Annotated in this window: 20 protein-coding genes; 9 read left to right on the plus strand and 11 right to left on the minus strand. The window is 70.8% G+C overall.

What is annotated here, in order from left to right; all coding sequences use genetic code 11:
• Positions 1-20: 20 nt before the first annotated feature.
• Complete coding sequence (locus OV207_RS06040) at positions 21-488, minus strand: MarR family winged helix-turn-helix transcriptional regulator (protein ID WP_267553384.1); 468 nt, start codon at positions 486-488, stop codon at positions 21-23.
• A gap of 127 nt (positions 489-615) precedes the next feature.
• Between OV207_RS06040 and OV207_RS06045 the strand changes: the two genes are divergently transcribed.
• From OV207_RS06045 to OV207_RS06060, 4 genes are all read left to right on the plus strand, one after another.
• The gene (locus tag OV207_RS06045) at positions 616-987 is read left to right on the plus strand and encodes an ArsR/SmtB family transcription factor (RefSeq protein WP_267553388.1); all 372 of its coding nucleotides are present in this window, start codon (positions 616-618) and stop codon (positions 985-987) included.
• Positions 984-1,499 carry an SRPBCC family protein gene (locus OV207_RS06050; RefSeq protein WP_267553391.1) on the plus strand — a complete coding sequence of 172 codons (516 nt, stop codon included), beginning with the start codon at positions 984-986 and terminating at the stop codon, positions 1,497-1,499. Before OV207_RS06045 ends, OV207_RS06050 begins: the two co-directional genes overlap by 4 nt.
• Positions 1,492-1,956, plus strand: coding sequence for a GyrI-like domain-containing protein (locus tag OV207_RS06055; RefSeq protein WP_267553394.1), 465 nt, complete (start codon positions 1,492-1,494; stop codon positions 1,954-1,956). The genes OV207_RS06050 and OV207_RS06055 overlap by 8 nt, the downstream gene beginning before the upstream one ends.
• A 62-nt stretch (positions 1,957-2,018) precedes the next feature.
• A complete protein-coding gene (locus tag OV207_RS06060; protein ID WP_267553621.1) occupies positions 2,019-2,678 on the plus strand; it encodes a glutathione S-transferase family protein in 660 nt (219 codons plus the stop codon).
• Between the two features lie 69 nt (positions 2,679-2,747).
• Here OV207_RS06060 and OV207_RS06065 read toward each other — a convergent pair whose 3' ends face one another.
• Positions 2,748-4,445, minus strand: a complete 1,698-nt coding sequence (locus OV207_RS06065) for a PA14 domain-containing protein (RefSeq protein WP_267553397.1) — start codon at positions 4,443-4,445, stop codon at positions 2,748-2,750.
• 210 nt (positions 4,446-4,655) lie between these two features.
• Here OV207_RS06065 and queD point away from each other — a divergent pair, with 210 nt between their 5' ends.
• Positions 4,656-5,042, plus strand: coding sequence for a 6-carboxytetrahydropterin synthase QueD (gene queD / locus OV207_RS06070; RefSeq protein ID WP_267553400.1), 387 nt, complete (start codon positions 4,656-4,658; stop codon positions 5,040-5,042).
• A 4-nt stretch (positions 5,043-5,046) separates the two neighbouring features.
• Here queD and OV207_RS06075 read toward each other — a convergent pair whose 3' ends face one another.
• From OV207_RS06075 to OV207_RS06085, 3 genes are all read right to left on the minus strand, one after another.
• The gene (locus OV207_RS06075; RefSeq protein ID WP_267553403.1) at positions 5,047-5,754 is read right to left on the minus strand and encodes an SDR family NAD(P)-dependent oxidoreductase; all 708 of its coding nucleotides are present in this window, start codon (positions 5,752-5,754) and stop codon (positions 5,047-5,049) included.
• Positions 5,747-6,244 carry a 6-pyruvoyl trahydropterin synthase family protein gene (locus OV207_RS06080; RefSeq protein WP_267553405.1) on the minus strand — a complete coding sequence of 166 codons (498 nt, stop codon included), beginning with the start codon at positions 6,242-6,244 and terminating at the stop codon, positions 5,747-5,749. The genes OV207_RS06075 and OV207_RS06080 overlap by 8 nt, the downstream gene beginning before the upstream one ends.
• 106 nt (positions 6,245-6,350) lie before the next feature.
• Positions 6,351-7,970, minus strand: coding sequence for an NADP-dependent glyceraldehyde-3-phosphate dehydrogenase (locus OV207_RS06085; protein ID WP_267553407.1), 1,620 nt, complete (start codon positions 7,968-7,970; stop codon positions 6,351-6,353).
• Between the two features lie 138 nt (positions 7,971-8,108).
• Between OV207_RS06085 and OV207_RS06090 the strand changes: the two genes are divergently transcribed.
• The gene (locus tag OV207_RS06090; protein ID WP_267553409.1) at positions 8,109-8,855 is read left to right on the plus strand and encodes a type 1 glutamine amidotransferase domain-containing protein; all 747 of its coding nucleotides are present in this window, start codon (positions 8,109-8,111) and stop codon (positions 8,853-8,855) included.
• Between the two features lie 6 nt (positions 8,856-8,861).
• Here OV207_RS06090 and OV207_RS06095 read toward each other — a convergent pair whose 3' ends face one another.
• A complete protein-coding gene (locus OV207_RS06095) occupies positions 8,862-9,749 on the minus strand; it encodes a hypothetical protein (protein ID WP_267553411.1) in 888 nt (295 codons plus the stop codon).
• A 230-nt stretch (positions 9,750-9,979) separates the two neighbouring features.
• On the opposite strand from OV207_RS06095, the gene OV207_RS06100 reads away from it, so the two are divergent.
• The gene (locus tag OV207_RS06100; protein ID WP_193347200.1) at positions 9,980-11,191 is read left to right on the plus strand and encodes an RICIN domain-containing protein; all 1,212 of its coding nucleotides are present in this window, start codon (positions 9,980-9,982) and stop codon (positions 11,189-11,191) included.
• A 61-nt stretch (positions 11,192-11,252) separates the two neighbouring features.
• On the opposite strand, the gene OV207_RS06105 is transcribed toward OV207_RS06100, so the two are convergent.
• Positions 11,253-12,320 (minus strand): HEAT repeat domain-containing protein, encoded by a 1,068-nt coding sequence (locus tag OV207_RS06105; RefSeq protein ID WP_267553413.1) that lies wholly within the window; start codon positions 12,318-12,320, stop codon positions 11,253-11,255.
• 103 nt (positions 12,321-12,423) lie between these two features.
• On the opposite strand from OV207_RS06105, the gene OV207_RS06110 reads away from it, so the two are divergent.
• Together OV207_RS06110 and OV207_RS06115 are read left to right on the plus strand one after the other, a co-directional pair.
• The gene (locus tag OV207_RS06110) at positions 12,424-13,056 is read left to right on the plus strand and encodes a LysM peptidoglycan-binding domain-containing protein (RefSeq protein WP_267553415.1); all 633 of its coding nucleotides are present in this window, start codon (positions 12,424-12,426) and stop codon (positions 13,054-13,056) included.
• A 120-nt stretch (positions 13,057-13,176) separates the two neighbouring features.
• Complete coding sequence (locus tag OV207_RS06115) at positions 13,177-17,364, plus strand: Ig-like domain-containing protein (RefSeq protein WP_267553417.1); 4,188 nt, start codon at positions 13,177-13,179, stop codon at positions 17,362-17,364.
• An 8-nt stretch (positions 17,365-17,372) separates the two neighbouring features.
• Here the strand turns inward: OV207_RS06115 and OV207_RS06120 are convergent, their stop codons facing one another.
• The 4 genes from OV207_RS06120 to OV207_RS06135 form a co-directional block, all read right to left on the minus strand.
• The gene (locus tag OV207_RS06120; RefSeq protein ID WP_267553419.1) at positions 17,373-18,437 is read right to left on the minus strand and encodes a HEAT repeat domain-containing protein; all 1,065 of its coding nucleotides are present in this window, start codon (positions 18,435-18,437) and stop codon (positions 17,373-17,375) included.
• Positions 18,438-18,599: 162 nt separating this feature from the next.
• Positions 18,600-18,986, minus strand: coding sequence for a VOC family protein (locus OV207_RS06125; protein ID WP_193347195.1), 387 nt, complete (start codon positions 18,984-18,986; stop codon positions 18,600-18,602).
• A gap of 37 nt (positions 18,987-19,023) precedes the next feature.
• Positions 19,024-19,590, minus strand: coding sequence for a DNA-3-methyladenine glycosylase I (locus OV207_RS06130; protein ID WP_267553422.1), 567 nt, complete (start codon positions 19,588-19,590; stop codon positions 19,024-19,026).
• 83 nt (positions 19,591-19,673) lie between these two features.
• Positions 19,674-20,384, minus strand: coding sequence for a class I SAM-dependent methyltransferase (locus OV207_RS06135; protein WP_267553425.1), 711 nt, complete (start codon positions 20,382-20,384; stop codon positions 19,674-19,676).
• Positions 20,385-20,457: the final 73 nt, after the last annotated feature.

Here is a 20,457-nt window from a genome sequence, read left to right on the forward strand (position 1 = left end):
TGAAACCAGTTTGACAACCTTCAGGGGTCGCGGGCCAGGGCCGCGCTCGCGGCGCGCTCGACGCGTTCGAGCAGCGAGCGCAGGAGCGTGCGCTCATTGGCATCCAGCCCCGCGAGCACCTCCGCCTCGGCCGCCAGCGCGGCGGGGGCCACCCGTTCGTAGATGCGCCGGCCGGCGGCGGTCAGCGACAGCCTCCGCGACCGGGCATCCCGCTCACTGGTGGCGCGCCGCACCAGTCCCCGCGCTTCGAGCGCTCGCGCGGCGCGGCTCACCGGCACCTTGTCCATCCGCGTGCGCTTGACCAGGTCCTGCTGCGTGCGGTCGCCGTCCTCCCCCAGCACGGCGATGAGGCGCCACTCCTGCGTGCTCAGGCCGTGCTGCTCCACGTAGACGCGCGCGACCCGCTGGCTGACGACGTTCGCGGCGACCGACAGGCGGTATGGGAGGAACGCGTCGAGTCTCAGGCTCGCGGTGCGCGGTCGGGTCATCGTGGGGAGTATAGGGAACCGGCCACACGGAGGGCCGGTTCCGGCTGCGTGAGGATGCCCCGGGTCTTGACGCAGGCACGGAGAGGCCGTACATAACCAACAAGTCATGGAACCTACCGGTTATGGAATGCCCTCCGCCGGGCGCCTCGACGCCACCTTCGCCGCGCTCGCGGACCCGACGCGCAGGGCCATCCTGGCCCGGCTCGCGTCGGGTGAGGCCTCGGTGAGCGAGCTCGCCGAGCCGTTCGCGATGAGCCAGCCCGCCATCTCGAAGCACCTCAAGGTGCTGGAGCGCGCCGGGCTGATTTCACGCGGCCGGGATGCGCAGCGACGGCCCCGCCGGCTCGAAGCAGCGCCGCTCGCGGAGGCCACCGGGTGGCTGGAGAACTACCGCCAGTTCTGGGAGGAGAACTTCCAGGCGCTGGACGCCGTGCTCGAGGACTTGAAGGCGCAAGGGTCGCGGCCCCCCACTCCGCGCAAGAGGAGGAAGCAGCCATGAAGAGCACTGGAAACCTGAAGGTCTCCACGCCGAGTGACCTTGAGCTCACGATGACCCGGATCTTCAACGCGCCCCGCCGCCTGGTCTTCGACGCGCACACGAAGCCGGAGTTGCTCAAGCGCTGGCTCGGGGTGCACCGCGGCTGGTCGATGGCGGTCTGCGAGATAGACCTGCGCGTGGGCGGCGCCTATCGCTACGTGTGGCGGGGCCCCGACCGCAAGGACATGGGCGTGAGCGGGATCTTCCGCGAAATCACGCCGCCCGAGCGGCTGGTGAACACCGAGCGGTTCGACGACGCCTGGTACACGGGCGAAGCACTGAACACGCTGCTGCTCACCGAGGAGGGCGGGAAGACGACGCTCACGAGCACGATGCGGTTCGAGTCGAAGGCGGCCCGCGACGAGGTGCTGCGCTCGCCGATGGAGGGCGGCGTGGCCTTCGGCTACGACATGCTCGAACAACTGCTGTCAGCCCAACTGGACTCCCCACGGCAAGGAAGTGGCAATGATTGACACACCGCGAATCCTCCAGACGCAGGCGCAGCTCACCGCGGTCATCCCCGTGACCATCCCCCGCGCGGAGATCCAGCAGGTCATGGGCCCGGGCATCTCCGAGCTGATGGCCACGGTGGCCGGCCAGGGCATCAAGCCCGCGGGGCCGTGGTTCACGCACCACCTGCGCATCACCCCCGACGTCTTCGACTTCGAGATCTGCATCCCCGTCACCACCCCGGTCAAGGCCGCGGGCCGCGTCAGGCCCGGTGAGTGGCCCGCGATGAAGCTCGTGCGCACCGTCTACCAGGGCCCCTACGAGGGCATGGGCCCGGCCTGGGCCGAGTTCGACGCGTGGATCCAGCAGCAGGGGCTCCAGCCTGCCCAGGACCTCTGGGAGGTCTACGTCGCGGGCCCGGAGTCGAGTCCGGACCCGAAGACGTGGCGCACGGAGCTCAGCCGCGCGCTCCTCGGCTGAGCGACGACGCCGCATCCATCACCCTCAACCTACAACTGATGATTGAATCGAGAGGTCCCACGGTGTCGCTCGCGCTCTACGGCCATTCCTTCTCCTCGTACACGCAGAAGGTGCTCATCGCGCTGTACGAGAACGGCACGCCCTTCGAGTTCCGCGGCATCGGGCCGGAGACGCCGCAGCATTCAGCCGAATGGCTGCGGCGCTGGCCGCTGCGCAAGTTCCCGCTCCTGGTGGACGGGGAGCGCAACGTCGTCGAGACCAGCATCATCATCGAGTACCTGCAGCTCATGCATCCCGGGCCGGTGCGCCTGCTGCCCCCGGAGCCGATGGCCGCGCTGGACGTGCGCTTCCTGGACCGCTTCTTCGACCTGCACGTCATGAGCCCGGTGCAGCACGCGGTAAGCGGTGCGCTGACGGGGGATCCGGCGAAGCGCCAGGACGGACTGGCCTTCGCCACCGAAAAGCTGGAGCTCGCCTACAACTGGCTTGAAGGGCACCTCTCGGACAGGACCTGGGCCGCGGGCGCGGAGTTCACGCTGGCGGACTGCGCGGCCGCGCCCTCGCTGTTCTACGCGGACTGGACGCACCGGATCGCCGAGGCCTTCCCCAGGGTGCGCGCCTACCGCGCGCGGCTGCTCGCCCGCCCGTCCTTCGCGCGCGCGGTGGAGGAGGCGCGGTGGTTCCGGCCGAACTTCCCCCTGGGAGCGCCGGATCGTGACTGAAGCGGCGCCCGCGCCAGGGCCGCCCCTGTTGGGAGCCCTGGCACGGGCCGCGGTGGCCGGAAGCTCAGCTCACCGGGGGCTGCACACCGTGGCGCCTTCGTTCCAGATGGTCACGTTGCCCACCGCGGACACGGAGCAGAAGGCACCGCAGCAGTCCTCGTTGGAGCGGCACTGCGAGCCCAGGGGGCGGCAGGTGAAGTGCGGCGGCGTGGTCAGCGCCGTGGTGACGGTCTGCCAGGGGATGCCCGGGCCGGTCCACGACAGCTGCGCGTGGGCGTTGCCGTAGCCTTCGAAGAACTCCATCACCAGGTCATGCGCGCTGTTGGCGCTCAGGGACACGGCGACGTCGTGCGTCTGTCCGCCCTCCGCCTCCATCCAGTTGTCCACGAGCAGCGCGCCGTCCAGCCACAGGCGCACACCGTCCTCCGTGGAGGTGCGCAGCGTGTACGTGCCGGTGGTCGGCGCCGTCAGCGTGGCGGACCAGCGCGCGGACCAGCGATCCGCGGGCACCCCTGACGCGGGCGCCGTGGCCCCCCAGTACGTCGCCACGAAGTTCTCCCGCCGCACGACGGCGCGGTTGTAGAGGAACTCGGAGGTGAAGTACTCGGCCTTCACGCCGGGCTCGCCTTCCGGAACCTCCGGCGTGCAGACCGCGTCGCCTTCATTCCAGATGGTGACGTTGCCCACCGGGAACACGCTGCACGTCCCGGAGCGGCACTGCGCGCTCGCCGTGCAGTGGGCGCCCAGCGGCCGGGGCAGGGGCAGCGCTGAAGTCTCCAGGCGCGACACGGGGACGGTCTGCCACGGCTGGCTGGCGCTCTGCCACTGGAGCAGCACGGAGGCCAGGGCCTCCGCGTCGAAGAACTCCAGCACCACGCTGGCGGGGATGTCCGCCGCGAGCGGGATGGCGCCGGAGCGCTGCACGACGGCGGCGTTCTCGAACCAGTCATCCACCAGCAGCCGGCCGTTCACCCACAGGCGCACGCCCCCGCTGGCGGCGGTGCGGAAGGTGTACGTCTGCGTGAACGCGGGCGTGACGAAGCCTTCGACGCGCACGCCGAAGAAGTCCGCCGGGATGCCGGGGACAGGCGCGCCCGTCCCGGCGTCCAGGGACACGGTGGACAGGTGGCGCAGCACCGGCACGCCCTGCATCCGGATGTTGGGGAAGAAGCGCGCCGCCACGCCCGGCTCGCTGCTGATGAACTTCAGGATGACGACGTACTGCGCGTTGGTGCCCTGCGCCGGGGAAGCCATGCCGCCGCCCAGGGTCAGCGTCCCGGCGGGCAGGGACTTCACGTACACCTTCATCGGCGTGGAGGAGGCGGACGTGGTCGAGGACGGATCATTGGTGGCCAGCACCTCGTCCGTGAGCGCCCAGGTGCCATCCGCGAGCCACGCGGGCAGCACCGTGTTGCGCCGGTCCATGGCCACGTAGACGGTGGCGGCGGAGTTCAATCCCAGCCGGACCTGCGACGCCCCCGCGTAGAGCTTGTCGTCGTTGGCCGCCTGGAGCAGCACCCCGCCCTGGAGCCGCGGGGACAGGCCGGTGAGCGTGTACGTCCGGTCGATGTAGAGCGGGGTGCCCACCTGCGCGGTGGCGAACGTGTAGGGCCGGCCGGTGCCCACGGCCTCCAGGGTGACCAGGCCATTGGCGGAGGTGAGGCCCTGCTCACGGCTCACGGCGGCATCGGCGGTGGCATCAGGCACCGGCCCGCACGCCAGCAGCGTGGCGAGCAGGAGGGTGCACGGAAGAAGGGGACTGCGCATCGGAGCGCCTCTTGGAAAAGGGGGGCGGCAGCCTCGACCGGGCCCCCTTCCAAGGGAAGGGCGATGAGCCCCCAATCATCTGATTCCGGGTAGTCTCCGCGAGGCTTCAGGCCTCCGGGAGGAACCCGCCAGGCGTCCGGGCCCTCCTGTCGCGGCGGATGGACGGGGGGGGGCATCGAAGGTACAAGGCCGCCGCATGGAGGCCGTACCTTGAAGAAGACCCAGCTCATCACCGAAATCTCGAAGGAATACACCTTCGAGGCCGCGCACCGCCTGCCCCACGTCCCCCAGGGGCACAAGTGCTCCCGCGTGCACGGCCACAGCTACCGCATTGAAATCACCCTCCAGGGCCCGCTGCACCCGCAGCTCGGGTGGATCGTCGACTTCGCGGAGATGAACGCCGCCTGGCAGCCGCTCCACGCCCAGTTGGACCACCGGCTGCTCAACGACGTGCCCGGGCTGGAGAACCCCACGAGCGAGCTGCTGGCCGCGTGGGTCTTCGAGCAGCTCCAGGTCCCCGCAGGCACGCGCATCGCTCGCGTCCGCGTCGCGGAGACCTGCACGTCCTCGTGCACGGTCTTCCCCAAGGAGGACTGACGCGTCAGATCTCCACCTGTCCCAGGTTGGCGTGGAGGAGCGCGCCATTCAGGACGGGGGTGATGGCACAGGTGAAGAGGACGTCCGCGATCTCCTCGGGTGCGATGAGCCGCCCGAACGTCGTCTTCCCCTCCACCATCGCGCGCGCCGCGGCGTCCGACCCCAGGTGATCCCGGAGCATCTCCGTGTCCGTGAACCCGGGACAGACGCAGGCGGTGTGGATCCGCGTCCCGGCCAGGTCCTGGCAGGTGGCGCGCATCATGCCCACGAGCGCATGCTTCGTCGTCACGTAGGACGCCACGCCCTTCACGGCCTTCTCCGCCAGCGTGGACCCCACGTAGAGCAGTGAGGAGCCCTCCGTGAGCAGGGGCCGGACCACCCGGTTGAGCACCAGGGGGGCGACGATGTTGATCTCCAGCACGCGCCGCAGGTGGTCCGCGTCCATCGTCAACGCGTCGTCGTGTTCATAGGCGGCGGCGTTGTGCACGACGCACAGGCGGCCCTGCCCCGCGCCGGGGCCGTCACGCAGCGCGGGGGCCAGCTCCGCCTCCCACCCCGGGACAGAGAGGTCCACCTCCACGTTCACGACGTCCGGCACCGTGCACGGGTTGCGCGACACGTTCATCACGCGCCAGCCCTCCCGGTGGAAGCGCTCCGCCGTCGCCCGTCCGATGCCCCGGCTGGCGCCGGTGATGAGGGCCCAGTCAGCCATGCTGTCCCCACTCCCAGGTGGCCCACTGTCCGGGGCCTGAAGCGCATTTCACCAACAGGTGCGTGATGCGGTCGCGCGCCATCGCGGCGCCGTCCCCCACCAGCCCCTCGCCGAAGACGCGCGCCAGCTCCTCCAGCGTCACGTTGGCCGCGGGCAGCACCGTCACGTCGCGCGCGAGGAAGTGCAGCTCCTCGCCGTTGAAGTGCGCCTTGTAGTCGCCCTGCGCGTCCCTCTCCAGGCGCAGGTGCCGTGAGCGGTCGGGCAGGAAGAAGGTCTCGTTCCACGCCTTGCACCGCGCGATGACGGCCTGCTTCAGCGGGCCGTAGTCCGCGAGCAGGCCGTCCTCGGACACCTCGCCCGTCAACGCGACATAGACGGAGAAGTTGTGGCCGTGCAGGTTCTCGCGGTGCGTGGCGGAGAAGATGGTGAAGTGCCCCGCGGAGAACTTCATCTCTTCTTTGTGCAGCTCGATGGTCGTTGTGCGCGCCATGGGGATGGCGGAGGGCTTAGCACCAAGGGCGGAGGGAGCGGAACCACTCCGGCCGGCTCCGTTCACCCGCCGCCACCCGCTCCCCTGCCCTCCGTTCACGGGAGGGCTAGAAGAGGAAGTCGGTGGTCAGGAAGTCCGACTCACGCCGGGTCAGGATGGATTGGACCAGGGTGGTGTTGGCCGGCGTCGTCTTCGTGGCCACCAGGGTGCGGATGGAGAACACCCGCAGGGCGTCCGCGACCGACAGCGTGCCCTCCGCGGAGTCCTTGCGGCCGTTGAAGGGGAAGGTGTCCGGCCCGCGCTGGCACTGGCAGTTGAGGTTGATGCGGCCCACCTGGTTGGAGAACGCGTCGATGAACCGCCCGATGCGCGCCGAGTCCTTCCCGAACAGGCTGAGCTGCTGGCCGAAGTGCGACTCCACCACCAGGCGGACCGCCTCCGCGTCGTCGTCGAACACCATCACCGGGACCACCGGACCGAACTGCTCCTCGCTGGCCAGCCGCATCCCTCCCGTCACCGGGTACACCACCGTGGGGGCGTAGAACGACCGCGAGGACCGGCCGCCCGTCGCGTTCACCACGCGGGCGCCCTTGGACACGGCGTCGTCCACCAGCCCCTGGAGGAAGGCCGCCTTGCCTGGCTCCGGCAGCGGCGTGACGGCGACGCCCGGGTCCCAGGGCATGCCGGGCTTGAGCGTGTCCACCGCGGCCGTGAACTTCGCGAGGAACGCGTCCACGATGCTCCGGTGCACCACCAGCAGTTTGAGCGCCGTGCACCGCTGGCCGTTGAAGGACAGCGTGCCGGTGAGGCACTCCTTCACGGCGTTATCCAGGTCCGCGTCCTCCAGGATGATGGCCGGGTTCTTCGCGTCCAGGCCCAGCACCGCCTTCAGCCGGTGGGGGCGGGGGTGCATGCGCTTCAGCTCGCTGGCGCCCTTGTGGGTGCCGATGAAGGCGAACAGGTCCACCTGTCCGCTCTCCATGAGCGCGCCCACCGTCTCCCGGCCCCGGCCGTAGATGACGTTGATGACGCCGGCCGGGAAGCAGTCGCGGAACGCCTCCAGCAGCGGGCGCACCAGCAGCACGCCGAACTTCGCCGGCTTGAACACCACCGTGTTGCCCATCAGGAGCGCGGGGAACAGCGTGCTGAAGGTCTCGTTGAGGGGGTAGTTGTACGGCCCCATGCACAGCGCCACGCCCACCGGACCCCGGCGGATCTGCGCCATGATGCCCTGCTCCTGCACGAAGCGGGACGAGGTGTGGTCCAGCTCCTTCAGCGCGCGGATGGTCTCGACGATGAGGTCGACGGTGCGGTCGAACTCCTTCTCCGAGTCCGGCTGCGTCTTGCCAATCTCCCACATCAGCAGGTTCACGACCGCCGTGCGCTGGGCGCGCATCGCGACGAGGAAGCGCTCCACGTGTTCGATGCGCTGGGCCACCTTGAGCCGGGGCCACACGCCGCGGCCCAGGTCATAGGCCTTCACCGCCGCCGCGAGCGCGTCCAGGGACTCGCGCGAGGTGAGCAGCGGCGTCGCGCCAATCACCTTCTGCTGGAGCCCCTCCGGCGTCCGGAGGAACACCGGGCTCAGCACGGGGTTGAGCTCACCCGCCCAGGTGCGCAGCTCGCCTCCCACCAGGTACTCGCGCTGCTCCAGGGAGGCGGGGAGCCGCACACCCGGAGGAATCTGCGCGTCGGTGGGGAACAGGTCGTCGAGTGCCGTCGTCATGGGCGCCTTTTTAATGGAGTCGAGAGGCCTTCACCGCATGAAGCGCGGGCTTTCAGGCCGCCACATGGGAAGCATCGTCGTCCGGCCCGGGTGATGCGCGGGCTTGTCAGGCGGTGGGGGGACGGGAAGACTGGAAGCATGTCCCCCGCCCGCCGCGTCCTCGTCCCGCTGCCCGACCGCGACTTCGACGTCACGGAGGTCGCGGTGCCCTGGCGCCTGCTCACCGACGCGGGCCACCAGGTGGTGTTCGCCACGGAGAAGGGCCACATGCCCGCGGCGGATCCGCTGCTGCTCACGGGCGTCATCTTCGGGAAGCTGGGCGCGGATCCAGAGCCCCGGCGCTTCTATGGCGACCTCACCCTCACGGAGGGCTTCCAGAAGCCGCTGACGTGGGACGCGGTGGTGCCGGAGGACTTCGACGCCGTGCTCCTGCCCGGCGGCCATGCGCCGGGCATGCGGCAGTACCTGGGCAGTGAAGCCCTCCAGGCGAAGGTGGCCGCGTTCTGGGCGCTCCAGCGGCCCGTCGCGGCCATCTGCCACGGCGTGCTCGTGCTCGCGCGCGCCAAGGACCCCGCCACGGGCCTAAGCCTGCTGCACGGCACGCGCACGACGTGCCTGCCCAAGTACATGGAGCGCTCCGCGTACCTGCTGACCGCGTGGAAGCTGGGGCGCTACTACCGCACCTACCCCGCCTACGTGGAGGAGGAGGTGGTGGCCGCCCTGGCGGAGCCCGGCCACTTCGAGCGCGGGCCCCGCGCGGGCACGAAGCGCGGCACCGCGGCGGACCACGCGCCCGCCTTCGTGGTGGAGGACGGACGCTACGTGTCCGCCCGCTGGCCGGGCGACGCCTACCTCTTCGCCCAGCGCTTCCTCACGCGCCTGTAGGGACGCCTAGATTTCGTCGTCGCTGCTGTCGGACATGTTCGCGGCGATCTCGTCGAACTTGAGCGGCTTCTCCGGCGGCTTGCGGAAGTTCGTGTCGTCGTAGTTCACCACGCGGCGCATGGTCTTCGGGTTCTTCGCCATGGGGAACGTGGGGTTCGAGCCGGTGAAGGCCTGCTCCAGGGTGAGGTCGCCCTTCTCCACCATGCGCAGCACCGCGCGCCCCGTCTTGTCGGAGCCGGGGACGCGCTGGGGCTCGGACACGTGCATGATGGTCGTGAGCTTGGCGGCGGCGTTCTTCGCCTTGTCCCCCGTGAGCACCGCGGGCGTGCTGTCCGGGTCCTCCAGCTTCTTGAGCAGGTCCTTGGCGATGGCCTTGTCGCTGGCGCCGCCCTCCTTCATCGCCGCGACCAGCTCCGTGTACGTGTGCCCCACCTTCTGCTTGCCGTAGTCCTTGGCCTCGGTGGTGATCTTGAAGCCCGGGTCCTTCGTGGGGAACCGGCTCGCGTTCGTCGGGCCAAAGCCCGTCTCCACCCGCTGCTTGCCCGCGGCCTTCGGGTCCAGCCGCTGGAGGTTGACGAACTCGCTGCGCCCACCGGAGGCCGCCACCGCGCTGGTGGACTCCTGACGGCGCTGCCCCCGGAGGAACTGCCGCTTCGCCCGGTTCTCCGTCGTGTCCGCCTCCTGGGACGTCCCGCCGTCCACCTTCGGCTTCTTGTTCGGGCCGGAGGCGGAGGCCGCGCCATCCACCGCGTCCGCCGGGCGCTTCTGGCCCGACGTCGAGGCCGCCGGGGGCGCGGTCGTGACGGTGTTCCTGGGCTTGGAGCTGGACGCAGCAGGGGGCGGAGACAACGACGGCGCCTTGAAGGAGCTACCGCCACCAATCTTGCGAGGCATTCGAAACCTCCCGGGGGAAGGAGACTGAAGGGGGCCAAAGCCTATTTCCTCCAGTGCCCGCATGAACAGGCTCCAGGGCCCTGTTCAAATCCGACACTTCGGGTTCCCCTCATTGACACGGATTGCACCGCCCCGTCTTCGAATGGCTCCCAGCCACCGCTTAACCATTAATTCGTGCTTTCTTCGCCATCCGAACTATGTTGGCCGGACCCCGTCACACAGGAGTCGTCATGGCCAACACCTCAGGGTTTCGCTGTCTGTCCTTGCTGGGCATCGTGGGCGCGCTGGGAGGCTGTTCCGGGCCGGAGGCCCCGGGGGAGTCCCCGGAGGCGACCGGGCAGGTGGAGCGCCCCGCCATCGTGTCGACCATCACGGAGGGCGACTACGTCATCCGTTCGGTGATGACGAACAAGTGCATCGACGTGGCCTCGTCCAGCACGGCGGACGGCGCCAAGGTGCAGCAGTGGGACTGCAACGGCACCAACGCGCAGAAGTTCCACGTCGCGCCGACGACGAACGGGTACTTCAAGATCATCAACGTGAACAGCGGCAAGGGGCTGGACGTCCAGGGCGTCAGCACCGCGCAGAACGCCATCATCCACCAGTGGAGCTACGTCGGCGGCGCCAACCAGCAGTTCCGGTTCGTGAACCGGGGCGGCACGCAGTTCAGCATGCACCTGCGGCACACGGACATGGCGGTGGACCTGTCCTGGGGCTCCGCCGACAACGGGACGCCGCTGCTCCAGTACCCCTACGGAGGCACCGCCAACCAGCACTGGAGCTTCGACCGGGTCTCCGGTGGTGGCGGCGGTGGCGGGACGGGCTTCGGGGGCATCCTCACCCGCGAGACGTTCAACGCCATGTTCCCCAACCGCCATGGCTTCTACACCTACGACGCCCTGGTCTCCGCCGCGGCCAGCTTCTCCGGGCTCGCGACCACGGGCGACGCCGACACCCGCAAGCGCGAGGTGGCCGCCTTCCTGGCCAACGCCTCGCATGAGACGGGCGGCCTCGTGCACATCGAGGAGATCAACAAGGGCGACTACTGCGACACGTCGTGGGGGCCTCCGGGCTGCTTCTGCGCGGCGGGCAAGCGCTACTTCGGGCGCGGTCCCATGCAGTTGTCCTGGAACGGCAACTACTGCGCGGCGGGCATCGCGCTGGGCCTGCCGCTCCAGGCGAACCCGGACCTGCTCGCGCAGGACGCGAACGCGGCGTGGCGCGCGGGCTTCTGGTTCTGGACCACGCAGACCGGCGCGGGCTCCATGACGGCGCACAACGCCATCGTGAACGGCGCGGGCTTCGGTGAGACCATCCGCACCATCAACGGGTCCAGGGAGTGCAACGGCGGCAACCCCGGCCAGGTGCAGAGCCGCATCGACACCTACGTGCGCTTCTGCGGCATGCTCGGCGTGAGCCCCGGCAACAACCTGGGCTGCTGAGCCCCTCGCGCCGGGGCGGGTGGGGACCTCTCCCTCCGCTCCGGCGTCCGGGCCGCGGCCCTCAGCCCAGCTCCGACAGCAGCTCGCCCAGGGCGGCCTTCACCGGCCCCTTCGCGTCGTGGGCGACCGTCTTCAGCATCTCCTTCGCCTTGACGATGAGGGCGGGCTCCACCGCCTCCAGCGCGGACAGCGCGGCGCCCTGCACCTCCGGGGTGTCCTCCGAGCGCAGCAGCCGCTCCAGCAGCGCGAGGGCCTCCTGGGGCGGGGCGCCCAGGCGCAGGAGGGCCACGGCCGCGCTGGCGGCCACGGAGGGGTTCACGTCCTTGAGGAGGCCTCCCAGGGCGGTGAGGCCGGCCGGCGACACCGGCCCCGTCAGGCCCAGCAGGGACACGCCTTCCACCCGGGCGGCGGAGTTCGGGTCCGTCAGCATGCCGAGCAGCAGCGGCTCCAGCCCCCCCAGCGCGGGCAGGGGCAGGTCCTTCTGGCGGCACTGGTCCAACAGCGCGCGCAGCGAGGACAGCGCCACGTAGCGGCGCATCCCTTCCGTCTTCCGCGCCTGCGCGAGCAGCGCGGCGGAGGTGACGTCCGGCGCCACGGGAGCCAGCGCGCCCACCGCCTCCAGCGCCGCGAAGGACACCCGTTCGTCCGGATCATCCAGGTGGGCGATGAGCTTCGGCAGCAGCAGGCCCTTCTCGTCGGACACCCGGCTCGCCGCGCGGGCCATGGCATGCCGGACCGCGGGATGTTCGTGGTCCAGGGCGGCAGCCAGGGCCGGAAGCTGGGACGGGTCCACCCGGCACAGGTTGCCCAGCACCAGCGCCGCATCCCCCACCGCCGGATCCGCGGCCTCCATCCGCGTCAGGGCCTCCGTGATGGCCTGGACGGCGCTGGCGGCCAGCCGTGCGGGGGGAGGCCACCAGTCCGCCTGCAACAGCGACAGGATGAGCCCCGGGGCCGTGGAGGCCGGCCGCGTCAGGTCCTTGATCAGGAACTGGGCGGTCCGCTCCCGCATCACCACGTCCTCGGAGCCGAGGGCCTCCCCGACCGCCTCCAGGGCCTCCGCCCTGGCTTCCACGTCAGGGAGGGAGAGTCGGGATACCCATTCGTCGACGGGCCGGCTGCTGTTCATGCGGTGCTCCTGGGGAGGGTTTTTCGGGAAGGAAGCAACCCGTGACGCCTTCGGACGATAATCCCGCCACGACTCCCGATTTCCAAGAACGAGAACCAACATCATGAGCTACCGCATCCAGAGGGGCGACACGCTGTCGGCGCTGGCGGGCCGTTTCGGCACCTCGGTGTCCGCGCTGGCCAAGGCCAACGGCATCTCGAACCCCGACCTCATCATCACCGGCAACTCCCTGAAGGTTCCGGGGCAGGCCGACAGCTTCCAGTCGGGGGGCGCGACCGGCGGTGGCCGCGCGTCCTCGGGTGCCTCGTCCTCGGGTGGGACGTTCGGTGCGTCCGGCGCCGCGCCCATGGGTGAAATTCCCAGCTCGTTCGGCGGGAACGCCAGCCGGCTGGCCTCGGCGGCCCGCTCCATGGCGTCGTCGATGAACACCACCGGCTGGTGCGCCAAGGGCGTCAACCGCTCCCTGGCGGCGGCGGGCCTGAACGTCAACCCGCTGCCCTCCGCGTACATGTACGGGAACGTGCTGGCCAAGGACTCGCGCTTCCGCGAGGTGAGCCTCACCGACGAGCAGATCAAGCAGCTGCCCCCCGGCGCCATCGTCGTGACCGACGCCTACAACAGCCCGGGCAACCCCCACGGCCACATCGCCGTCTCGCTGGGCAACGGCATGGAAGCCAGCGACCACGTCGGGCGCATCGCCACGCACGGGACGCAGCGGGTGTTCATCCCCGTCTGAGCCGCTGAAGACATGAGGCAGTCCCCGGCGGCCCTGGAGAGCACTCTCCGGGGCCGTTGCCTTTGGTGCGAGCCCTCCCGTGGAGCTTCCCGCTCCCGGCCATGAGGGACACCCCCACCCATGCACTCCCCCCCTCCGGAGCGGCCCGCCCGCTCCCTCCCCGTGTCCCGCGCGGGCCTGCTCGGCGCGCTCACCTGCGTCCTCCTCACCGGCTGCGTCGCGCCCTCCGGCTCCCCGGAGCCCACCGAAGCCCCTCCGCCCGGCACCGCCACGGTGCGCCAGGCCCTGGCCTGCAGCGGCGGAGGCAGCATCGACCAGCACGCAGCGCAGTGCGACGGCGCGGGGAAGCTCCTGTCGTGGGCGCCCCCGACGAACCCTGGCTCCTCCGCCGCGTATGACCACGTGCTGGAGCTGAACCAGAACTACCTCCTGGCGATGCCCGACGTCAGTGGCCTCACGAACCCTTCCGTGGCGAAGCCCGCGTACTACGCGTTCTCCTACGTGTGCAGCGGCACGTCCCCCGGGTGCGCTCCCGCGGGCGCGCCCGTGGGCTGGCCGCACAACCCCGCCGGCCTGTACGCGATGCTCGTGGAGTCCGGCCTCACGTATTCGCCCTACAAGAATGATCCGCGCCTGAGGACCACCGCGCTGGCGCTCCTGGACTGGCACCTGGCGCACGGCATGACCGGGGTGGGCGACCACTGGTCGCGGGTGCCCTACGCGAGCGGCGCCAGCGGCTCGCTGACGTACGCGGGCGCGACGGCGGGCGGGTCGGTGGGCGTGGGGGATGGCGTGGGTTACCTCCAGCCGGAGAAGGTGGGCGCGCTCGCCTGGGCCGCCGTGCAGGCCTTCAAGTTCAACGGCGACACGGCCTACCGGGACATGGCCATCAACGCGGCCAACCAGCTCACCAGCCACCTGCGCACCCCCAGCGCCACCGTGTCGCCGTGGCCCTACCGCGTGCGCGCGTCCGACAACGCCGTGCGCACCGGCGCGAACATCGTCGACAACTACGCCTCCAACGTGGTGGAGCCGCTCAAGCTCTTCCAGGAGCTCATCCGGCTGGGGCAGGCCGGCACGCTCGACGGGGCGCCCGGCTACAGCGCGACCCGGCTGTCCCAATGGCAGTCCACGCAGGCCACGGTGCTGACGTGGCTGCTCGGTCCCTCCGGCCCCATCGCGACCCAGAACTGGACCCAGTACTTCGAGGACGTGGGCTCGGACGCGACGAACAACCTGAACCAGCTCGTCCCCGGGGAGACGGCCAAGTTCCTGATGGACAACCCAGGCCTGGACCCCAACTGGCAGGCCCACGCGCAGGACATCATCGCCTTCATCGAGACGAACTTCGGGGACGCGCTCGAGTTCGGCGCGCGGCCCATCAAGGAGCAGTACGCCTTCCACTACAAGATGGGCAGCCACACCGCGCGCTACGCCGCCGTGAACGCCCGCTACGCGGAGCTCACGGGGGACGCGGCGGCGAAGGACAAGGCCTTCCGCGCGTTCAACTGGGCCACGTACATGGTGCGCAGCAGCGGGCTCACCATTGATGGGCCCTACCCCAACAACGTCTGGTTCACCGACGGCTGGGGCGACTTCATCCGTCACTTCGTCATCGGCATGGGGGCGCAGCCGGACTGGGCGCCCGCCGGACAGAACCACCTGCTGCGCACCACCTCCGTGGTGAAGAGCGTCACCTACGGGCCCGGCAACGAGGTCCGGTACACCACCTATGACGCCAGCGCGACGGAGGTGCTGCGCCTCGCCTTCGTGCCCTCGTCGGTGACGGCGGGGGGCACCGCGCTCTCGCAGCGCGCGGACCTGGCCGCGGACGGTTGGACCTTCGACCCCGGCAACAACGCGCTGCGCATCCGCCACTCGAACAGCGGAAGCATCGTCGTCTCCGGGGCGCCTCCCACGGCCCCCGCCGTCGCCGTCACCGCGCCCTCCTCCGCACAGAACTTCACCGCGCCCGCCACGCTCACCCTGGGAGCCACGGCCACGCCCAGCACGGGACGCAGCATCGCCAGCGTGACGTTCCGCGCGGGCACCACCGTGCTCTGCACGGTGAGCGCTCCGGTCTCCAACCCCGTCGCGTGCACGGCCACGGGCAGCCTGGGCAATGGCAGTCACACCGTGAGCGCGGAGGCGGTGGACAGCCTGGGTGAGAGCGGCTCCGCATCGGTGGCCATCACCGTGGCGGGCCCGCCGACGGTCGCCATCATCAGCCCCGCTTCCGGCGCGACGTTGCCCACGGGGAGCACGACCTTGAGCACGAACGCCATCGCGGGCGCGGGGCGGACCCTCACGCGCGTGGAGTTCTTCCAGGGCACCACGTCGCTCTGCTTCACGACGACGGGCACGGCCTGCTCGTGGAACGCGACGGCCGGCACGTATTCCAACGTCTTCGCCCGGGCCACCGACAGTGGCAGCCCGGCGCTCGTCACGAACTCCGCGCCCATCGGCTTCACGGTGAGCGCTTCGGCGGGTGGCGTGCGGCTGGTGGGCGTGGACACCGTGGGGACGCAGAACGACTACGACAACGGCGGCTCGGTGAACGCGTTCCAGTACACCGCCGTCGCGACCGGGACGCTGGGCACGCTCAAGGTCTTCGCGGCGCCGGGCAACGCCAATGCCTCGCTGTCCATCGGCGTCTACAGCGATGTCACCGGCGCGCCGGGCACCCTGCTCTCCTCCTGCACCACGGCGGTGGTGGATTCCCTGCCGCTGGTGACGGGCCAGTGGTACGGCTGCACCGCCGCGCCGCAGGTGACGCTCACGTCGGGCACCGTCTACTGGCTGGCCCTGCTGGGCGCGAACGGCGGCGGCGTGTTCCGCTACATGGATCAGCCCACCGGCTCCATGCGCTACTCCCCGACGGGCCTCTACGCGCTGCCGGGTCCCACCTTCGGCGGCTCCACCGTCTATGCGGGCGCGTCCAATGCGTCCCTGCATGGCCTCTCCACGGGCAGCACCTCCGCGCCGACGGTGTCCCTCACCTCCCCTGCCGCCAACGCCAACTTCACCGCGCCCGCCAACCTGAACCTCCAGGCCACCGCGACGGCGGGGCCGGGCCGCACCCTCACGAAGGTGGAGTTCTTCGACCACGGCACCACGCTGCTGTGCACGGTGAACGCGCCGGGCTCGGCCTCCGTGAGCTGCGGGGTCAGCTCGCTCCTGGATGGCGCGCACAGCGTGACCGCGAAGGCCACCGACGACCTGCTCCAGACGGCCACGTCCGCGGCCGTGGCCCTCTCCCTGTCCAACCCGCCCACGGTGAGCGTCACCTCCCCCGTGGCCAATGCGACGTACACGGCCCCCGCCTCCGTGCCGCTGGCCGCGTCCGCCACCGCCGGTCATGGCCGGAGCATCGCGCGGGTGGACTTCTACGCGGATGGCGCGACCCTGGTCTGCTCCAGCACCACCAGCCCCTACGGCTGCACCTGGAGCAACGTCGCGCAGGGAAGCCACACGGTGCGGGCCGTGGCCGTGGACAGCGCCAGCCCCGCCGCCAGCACCCAGTCCAGCCCGGTCTCCCTCACCGTGAGCAGCGCCGCCACCGTGCCCTCGGCCCCCACCGGCCTGACGGCCACGGCGGTGTCGTCGGGGCAGATCGACCTGACCTGGACCGATGCGTCCAACAACGAGAGCGGCTTCCTGGTGGAGCGCGCGCCGGACGTCTCCGGGGCTCCGGGCACCTTCGCGCAGGTGGGGACGCCGGCCGCCAACGTGACGTCCTTCAGTGACCCGGGCCGCGCCGCGAGCACCCGCTACTGGTACCGGGTCCGGGCCACCAATGGCGCGGGCGCCTCCGCCTTCACGGCCGCCGCCAGCGCGACGACCCTGGCCGCGCCCACGGCCCTGGTCGGCAACAGCACCGTGCTGACGGCGTCCGACTTCGAGAACGCGGGCGTCGCGGCGGCCTTCAGCTACGTGGCGAGCGCCACCGGCACCGTCACGCGCCTGCGCCTCTACGTGGACGGGCAGAGCACGGCCACCACGCTCCAGCTCGGCCTGTATGCGAATGGGAGCGGGACGCCCGGCGCGCTGCTGAAGAGCTGCACCGTCGCGACGGTCACGGCCAATGCGTGGAACGTCTGCGACATCACGTCGCAGGCGGTGACGACGGGCACGACGTACTGGCTGGCCGTCCTGGGCCCCTCCGGCGGAGGCAACGTCTACTGGCGCCACACCAGCGGCACCGGGAGCTACAAGGTCCAGCCGGGCCTGACGACGACCCTGCCCTCCACCTGGACCGGGACCGGGGGCTACCCGGGCAGCGACATGTCCGCCTACGCCGGCAACTGACGCCAGGCTCAGTCCAGTTGGGCCAGCAGCTCGCGCAGGGCCTCACGGGTCGGTCCCGTCGTGTCTCGGACCACCGACTCCAGCATCCCCTTCGCGCGGATGAGCGTGGGGGCGTCGACCTCCTCCAACGCGGAAAGGGCGGCGCCCTGGACGTCGGGCGCCGCCGCCGGGCCGAGCTGCCCCTTCAGCAGGAAGAGGGCCTCCGCCGGCGGCGCTCCCAGCCGCAGCAGCGCCACGGCGGCACAGGCCGCCACGGAGGGACTCTCATCCTTCAGTTGCTCCCGCAGGGCCGCGAGCGCGTCCGGCGACCGGGGCCCCGTCAGCCCCAGCAGGCACACCGCCTCCATGCGGATGGGGGGCTCCGGCTCCTCCAGCGTGCTCAGCAACGCGGGCTCCAGGTCCGCCAGCGCGAGCGGCGCCTGTCCAGACAGGCGCCGCTCCTCCACCAGGCTGCGCAGGGACACCAGGACCAGGTAGAGGCGGGCCCCGTCCGTCTTGCGCACCTGCTCCAGCAGCCGGGGCGCGGTCAGCTCCGGCGCCAGAGGGGCCAGCGACCCCAGCGACTCCAGCGCCGCGATGGCCACCGACTCCTCGTCGTCCAGCAGCGCGAGCAGCCGGGCCATCCACGGCAGCGCGGCCGGCCCCACCCGCCCCACCACGCGCGCCGCGGCGCTCCGGACCGAAGCCCGCGGGTGCGTGAACGCGCCCTCCAGGAAGGAGAGCCGGGAAGGCTCCACGCGGCACACGTTGGTCAGCACCAGCGCCGCGTGCTCCACCTCCGGCGCGTCGGCCTCCAGCCCCGGCAACACCGCCATCACCGCCTGGAGCGCGTCCGCGACGAGGGAGGCCTGCGGGGGCCACCAGCTGCGCTGCAACAGGAACAGCACCGACCCGGCGACCTTCGTCCCGGGGCGCCCCAGCTCCTGGAGCAGCGCCCGGGCGGTCTCCTCCCGCGACGACTCGTCCCCGGAGCAGAGCAGGTCGCCCAGGGCCTCCTGGGCCTCCTCGCGCGCGACGCCGTCACGCGCGGAGAGGCGGGCCTTCCATTCATCCATGGTCGGGACGCGACCCACGCGGAGCTCCTCCACCGAAGCGCGCCGGGAGGAAGACCTCCATCCGGCGCGGGTTCAGGCGATCATCCCGCGCCCCACGCGGGCCGTCACGGAGGAACCGCGGTGACGCGGCCCTTCGCGTCCACGTAGCGGCCCGGCGCGCACCCGCGCGAGCGCGGCCTCTCAGACCTGGACCATCTGGATGAGGTTGCCGCAGGTGTCCTCGAATACGGCGATGGTGACGGGCCCCATGGGCGTGGGCTTGCTGCGGAACACCACGCCCAGCTTCAGCAGGCGCTCATATTCGGCCTGGCAGTCATCCACGCCGAACGCCGTCAGGGGGATGCCCGCGTCGTACAGCGCCTTCTGGTAGACGCGGGCGGGCGCGAAGCCCATGGGCTCCAGCAACAGCTCCGTGCCTGTCTGCGCGTCGGGCGAGACGACGGTCAGCCAGCGGTACGTGTCCCCCACGGGGACGTCCACCTTCAGCACGAAGCCCAGGACCTCCGTGTAGAACTTCAGGGCCTTCGCCTGGTCGTCGACCATCACGCTGGTCATGGTGATGCGCATTGCGTGTCTCCCAAGGGGTGCTGCGGGGTTTCAAGTCTCAGCGGTGTCGGAGGCCATGACGGAAGCAGTCCACGACATGATCGTCAACGATGCCCGTCGCCTGCATCCAGGCGTAGACGATGACCGGCCCCACGAACTTGAAGCCGCGCTGCTTGAAGGCCTTGGAGAACGCTTCCGACAGCGCGGTCTTCGCCGGCACGTCACCCCTGCCCGTCCAGGTATTGCGCAGGGGCTTGCCGCCCGCCAGGGTCCAGACGCACGTGGAGAAGTCCTCGCCGGCGTCCGCCATGTCCAGGTACGCGCGGGCGTTGCCGATGGTCGCCTCAATCTTCGCGCGGGCCCGCACGATGCCGGCGTCGCCCATCAGCCGCGTGACGTCCTTGTCGGTGAACCGCGCCACGACCTTCGGCTCGAAGCCCTTGAAGGCCCTCCGGAAGGCCTCGCGCTTGCGCAGGATGGTGATCCACGCGAGCCCGGCCTGGAACCCCTCCAGCATCAGCAGCTCCCAGAGCGCGCGGCTGTCGCGCTCCGGCACGCCCCATTCCTCGTCATGGTAGGCCTGATACAGCGGGTCACCCTCAGCCCAGGCGCAACGGTGTGGCATCCGCACTCCCCAAGGTCACGCGCCCGCGGGCGCACGGCAGGGCTACCACGGCGCCTGAACGGGCGACCAGTCCTGTTCTTGCGTCAGGCGGGCCGGGTCAGCAGCGCGAACAACCCATCGCTCCACCACCTGCCGCGCAGTCCGGGCAGGAGCCGTTGCCAGTGGATGCTGCTGCGGGGGATGCGCCCGGGCAGGGGGTAGTCGAAGTCGATGGACTGGAAGCCCGCTTCGGCGGCCATGCGCCGGGCGTCCAGTTCGGTGATGGGGGTGATGTGCCCGGAGTCGCGGTAGTCCTGGTCGCAGAACGCGGGGAAGTACCCCCGGACCAGGAAGGACAGGCGCGCGGTCAGGCTGTCGTTGTTGGGCGTGGTGATGAAGAGGTGTCCTCCCGGGCGCAGCACCCGGAAGGCCTCCTTCACGAAGTGGCGCGGGTTGGCCAGGTGCTCCAGCACCTCGATGGCGAACACCCAGTCCACCGACGCGTCCGCCCAGGGCAGCGCGTCCCGCGACACGTCGCGCGCGTGGAACTCCACGCCGGGCAGGCGGCTCGCGCCCGCGTCATGGATGTCCGTGCTGAGGATGCGCTCGATGGCGGGGTTGCCCTGCAGCCGGCGGATCCACCCCCCGCGCCCCGACCCCACGTCGAGCACCACACCCGAGGCCCGCCGCCCCGCCACGCTCCAGGCCGCGTCCCGGAGCGTCTCCGGGGACAGGCCCTCCTCGCGTTGGGCGTAGGCGGCGGCGTCGTGGCCCAGGGGCCCCGTGTCGCCCTTGCGCGTCGCATTCGAGTCCATCCGCAGACGCTCGCACAGAGTCGGAGCTCCGTGAAGCGGACCCGCCGGGGCTCTCCCAACAGGCCATCCAATC

This window comes from Corallococcus sp. BB11-1 (assembly GCF_026626625.1).
Classification (GTDB): Bacteria; Myxococcota; Myxococcia; order Myxococcales; family Myxococcaceae; genus Corallococcus; species Corallococcus soli.

Coding starts and splice junctions, on each gene's coding strand:
- OV207_RS06125 (WP_193347195.1), bottom strand. CDS start 18,986: ATGCGCATCACCATGACCAGCGTGATGGTCGACGACCAGGCGAAGGCC.
- OV207_RS06110 (WP_267553415.1), top strand. CDS start 12,424: ATGAGCTACCGCATCCAGAGGGGCGACACGCTGTCGGCGCTGGCGGGC.
- OV207_RS06065 (WP_267553397.1), bottom strand. CDS start 4,445: ATGCGCAGTCCCCTTCTTCCGTGCACCCTCCTGCTCGCCACGCTGCTG.
- OV207_RS06115 (WP_267553417.1), top strand. CDS start 13,177: ATGCACTCCCCCCCTCCGGAGCGGCCCGCCCGCTCCCTCCCCGTGTCC.
- OV207_RS06045 (WP_267553388.1), top strand. CDS start 616: ATGCCCTCCGCCGGGCGCCTCGACGCCACCTTCGCCGCGCTCGCGGAC.
- OV207_RS06105 (WP_267553413.1), bottom strand. CDS start 12,320: ATGAACAGCAGCCGGCCCGTCGACGAATGGGTATCCCGACTCTCCCTC.
- OV207_RS06040 (WP_267553384.1), bottom strand. CDS start 488: ATGACCCGACCGCGCACCGCGAGCCTGAGACTCGACGCGTTCCTCCCA.
- OV207_RS06130 (WP_267553422.1), bottom strand. CDS start 19,590: ATGCCACACCGTTGCGCCTGGGCTGAGGGTGACCCGCTGTATCAGGCC.
- OV207_RS06100 (WP_193347200.1), top strand. CDS start 9,980: ATGGCCAACACCTCAGGGTTTCGCTGTCTGTCCTTGCTGGGCATCGTG.
- OV207_RS06055 (WP_267553394.1), top strand. CDS start 1,492: ATGATTGACACACCGCGAATCCTCCAGACGCAGGCGCAGCTCACCGCG.
- OV207_RS06090 (WP_267553409.1), top strand. CDS start 8,109: ATGTCCCCCGCCCGCCGCGTCCTCGTCCCGCTGCCCGACCGCGACTTC.
- OV207_RS06095 (WP_267553411.1), bottom strand. CDS start 9,749: ATGCCTCGCAAGATTGGTGGCGGTAGCTCCTTCAAGGCGCCGTCGTTG.
- OV207_RS06050 (WP_267553391.1), top strand. CDS start 984: ATGAAGAGCACTGGAAACCTGAAGGTCTCCACGCCGAGTGACCTTGAG.
- OV207_RS06135 (WP_267553425.1), bottom strand. CDS start 20,384: ATGGACTCGAATGCGACGCGCAAGGGCGACACGGGGCCCCTGGGCCAC.
- OV207_RS06085 (WP_267553407.1), bottom strand. CDS start 7,970: ATGACGACGGCACTCGACGACCTGTTCCCCACCGACGCGCAGATTCCT.
- OV207_RS06080 (WP_267553405.1), bottom strand. CDS start 6,244: ATGGCGCGCACAACGACCATCGAGCTGCACAAAGAAGAGATGAAGTTC.
- OV207_RS06075 (WP_267553403.1), bottom strand. CDS start 5,754: ATGGCTGACTGGGCCCTCATCACCGGCGCCAGCCGGGGCATCGGACGG.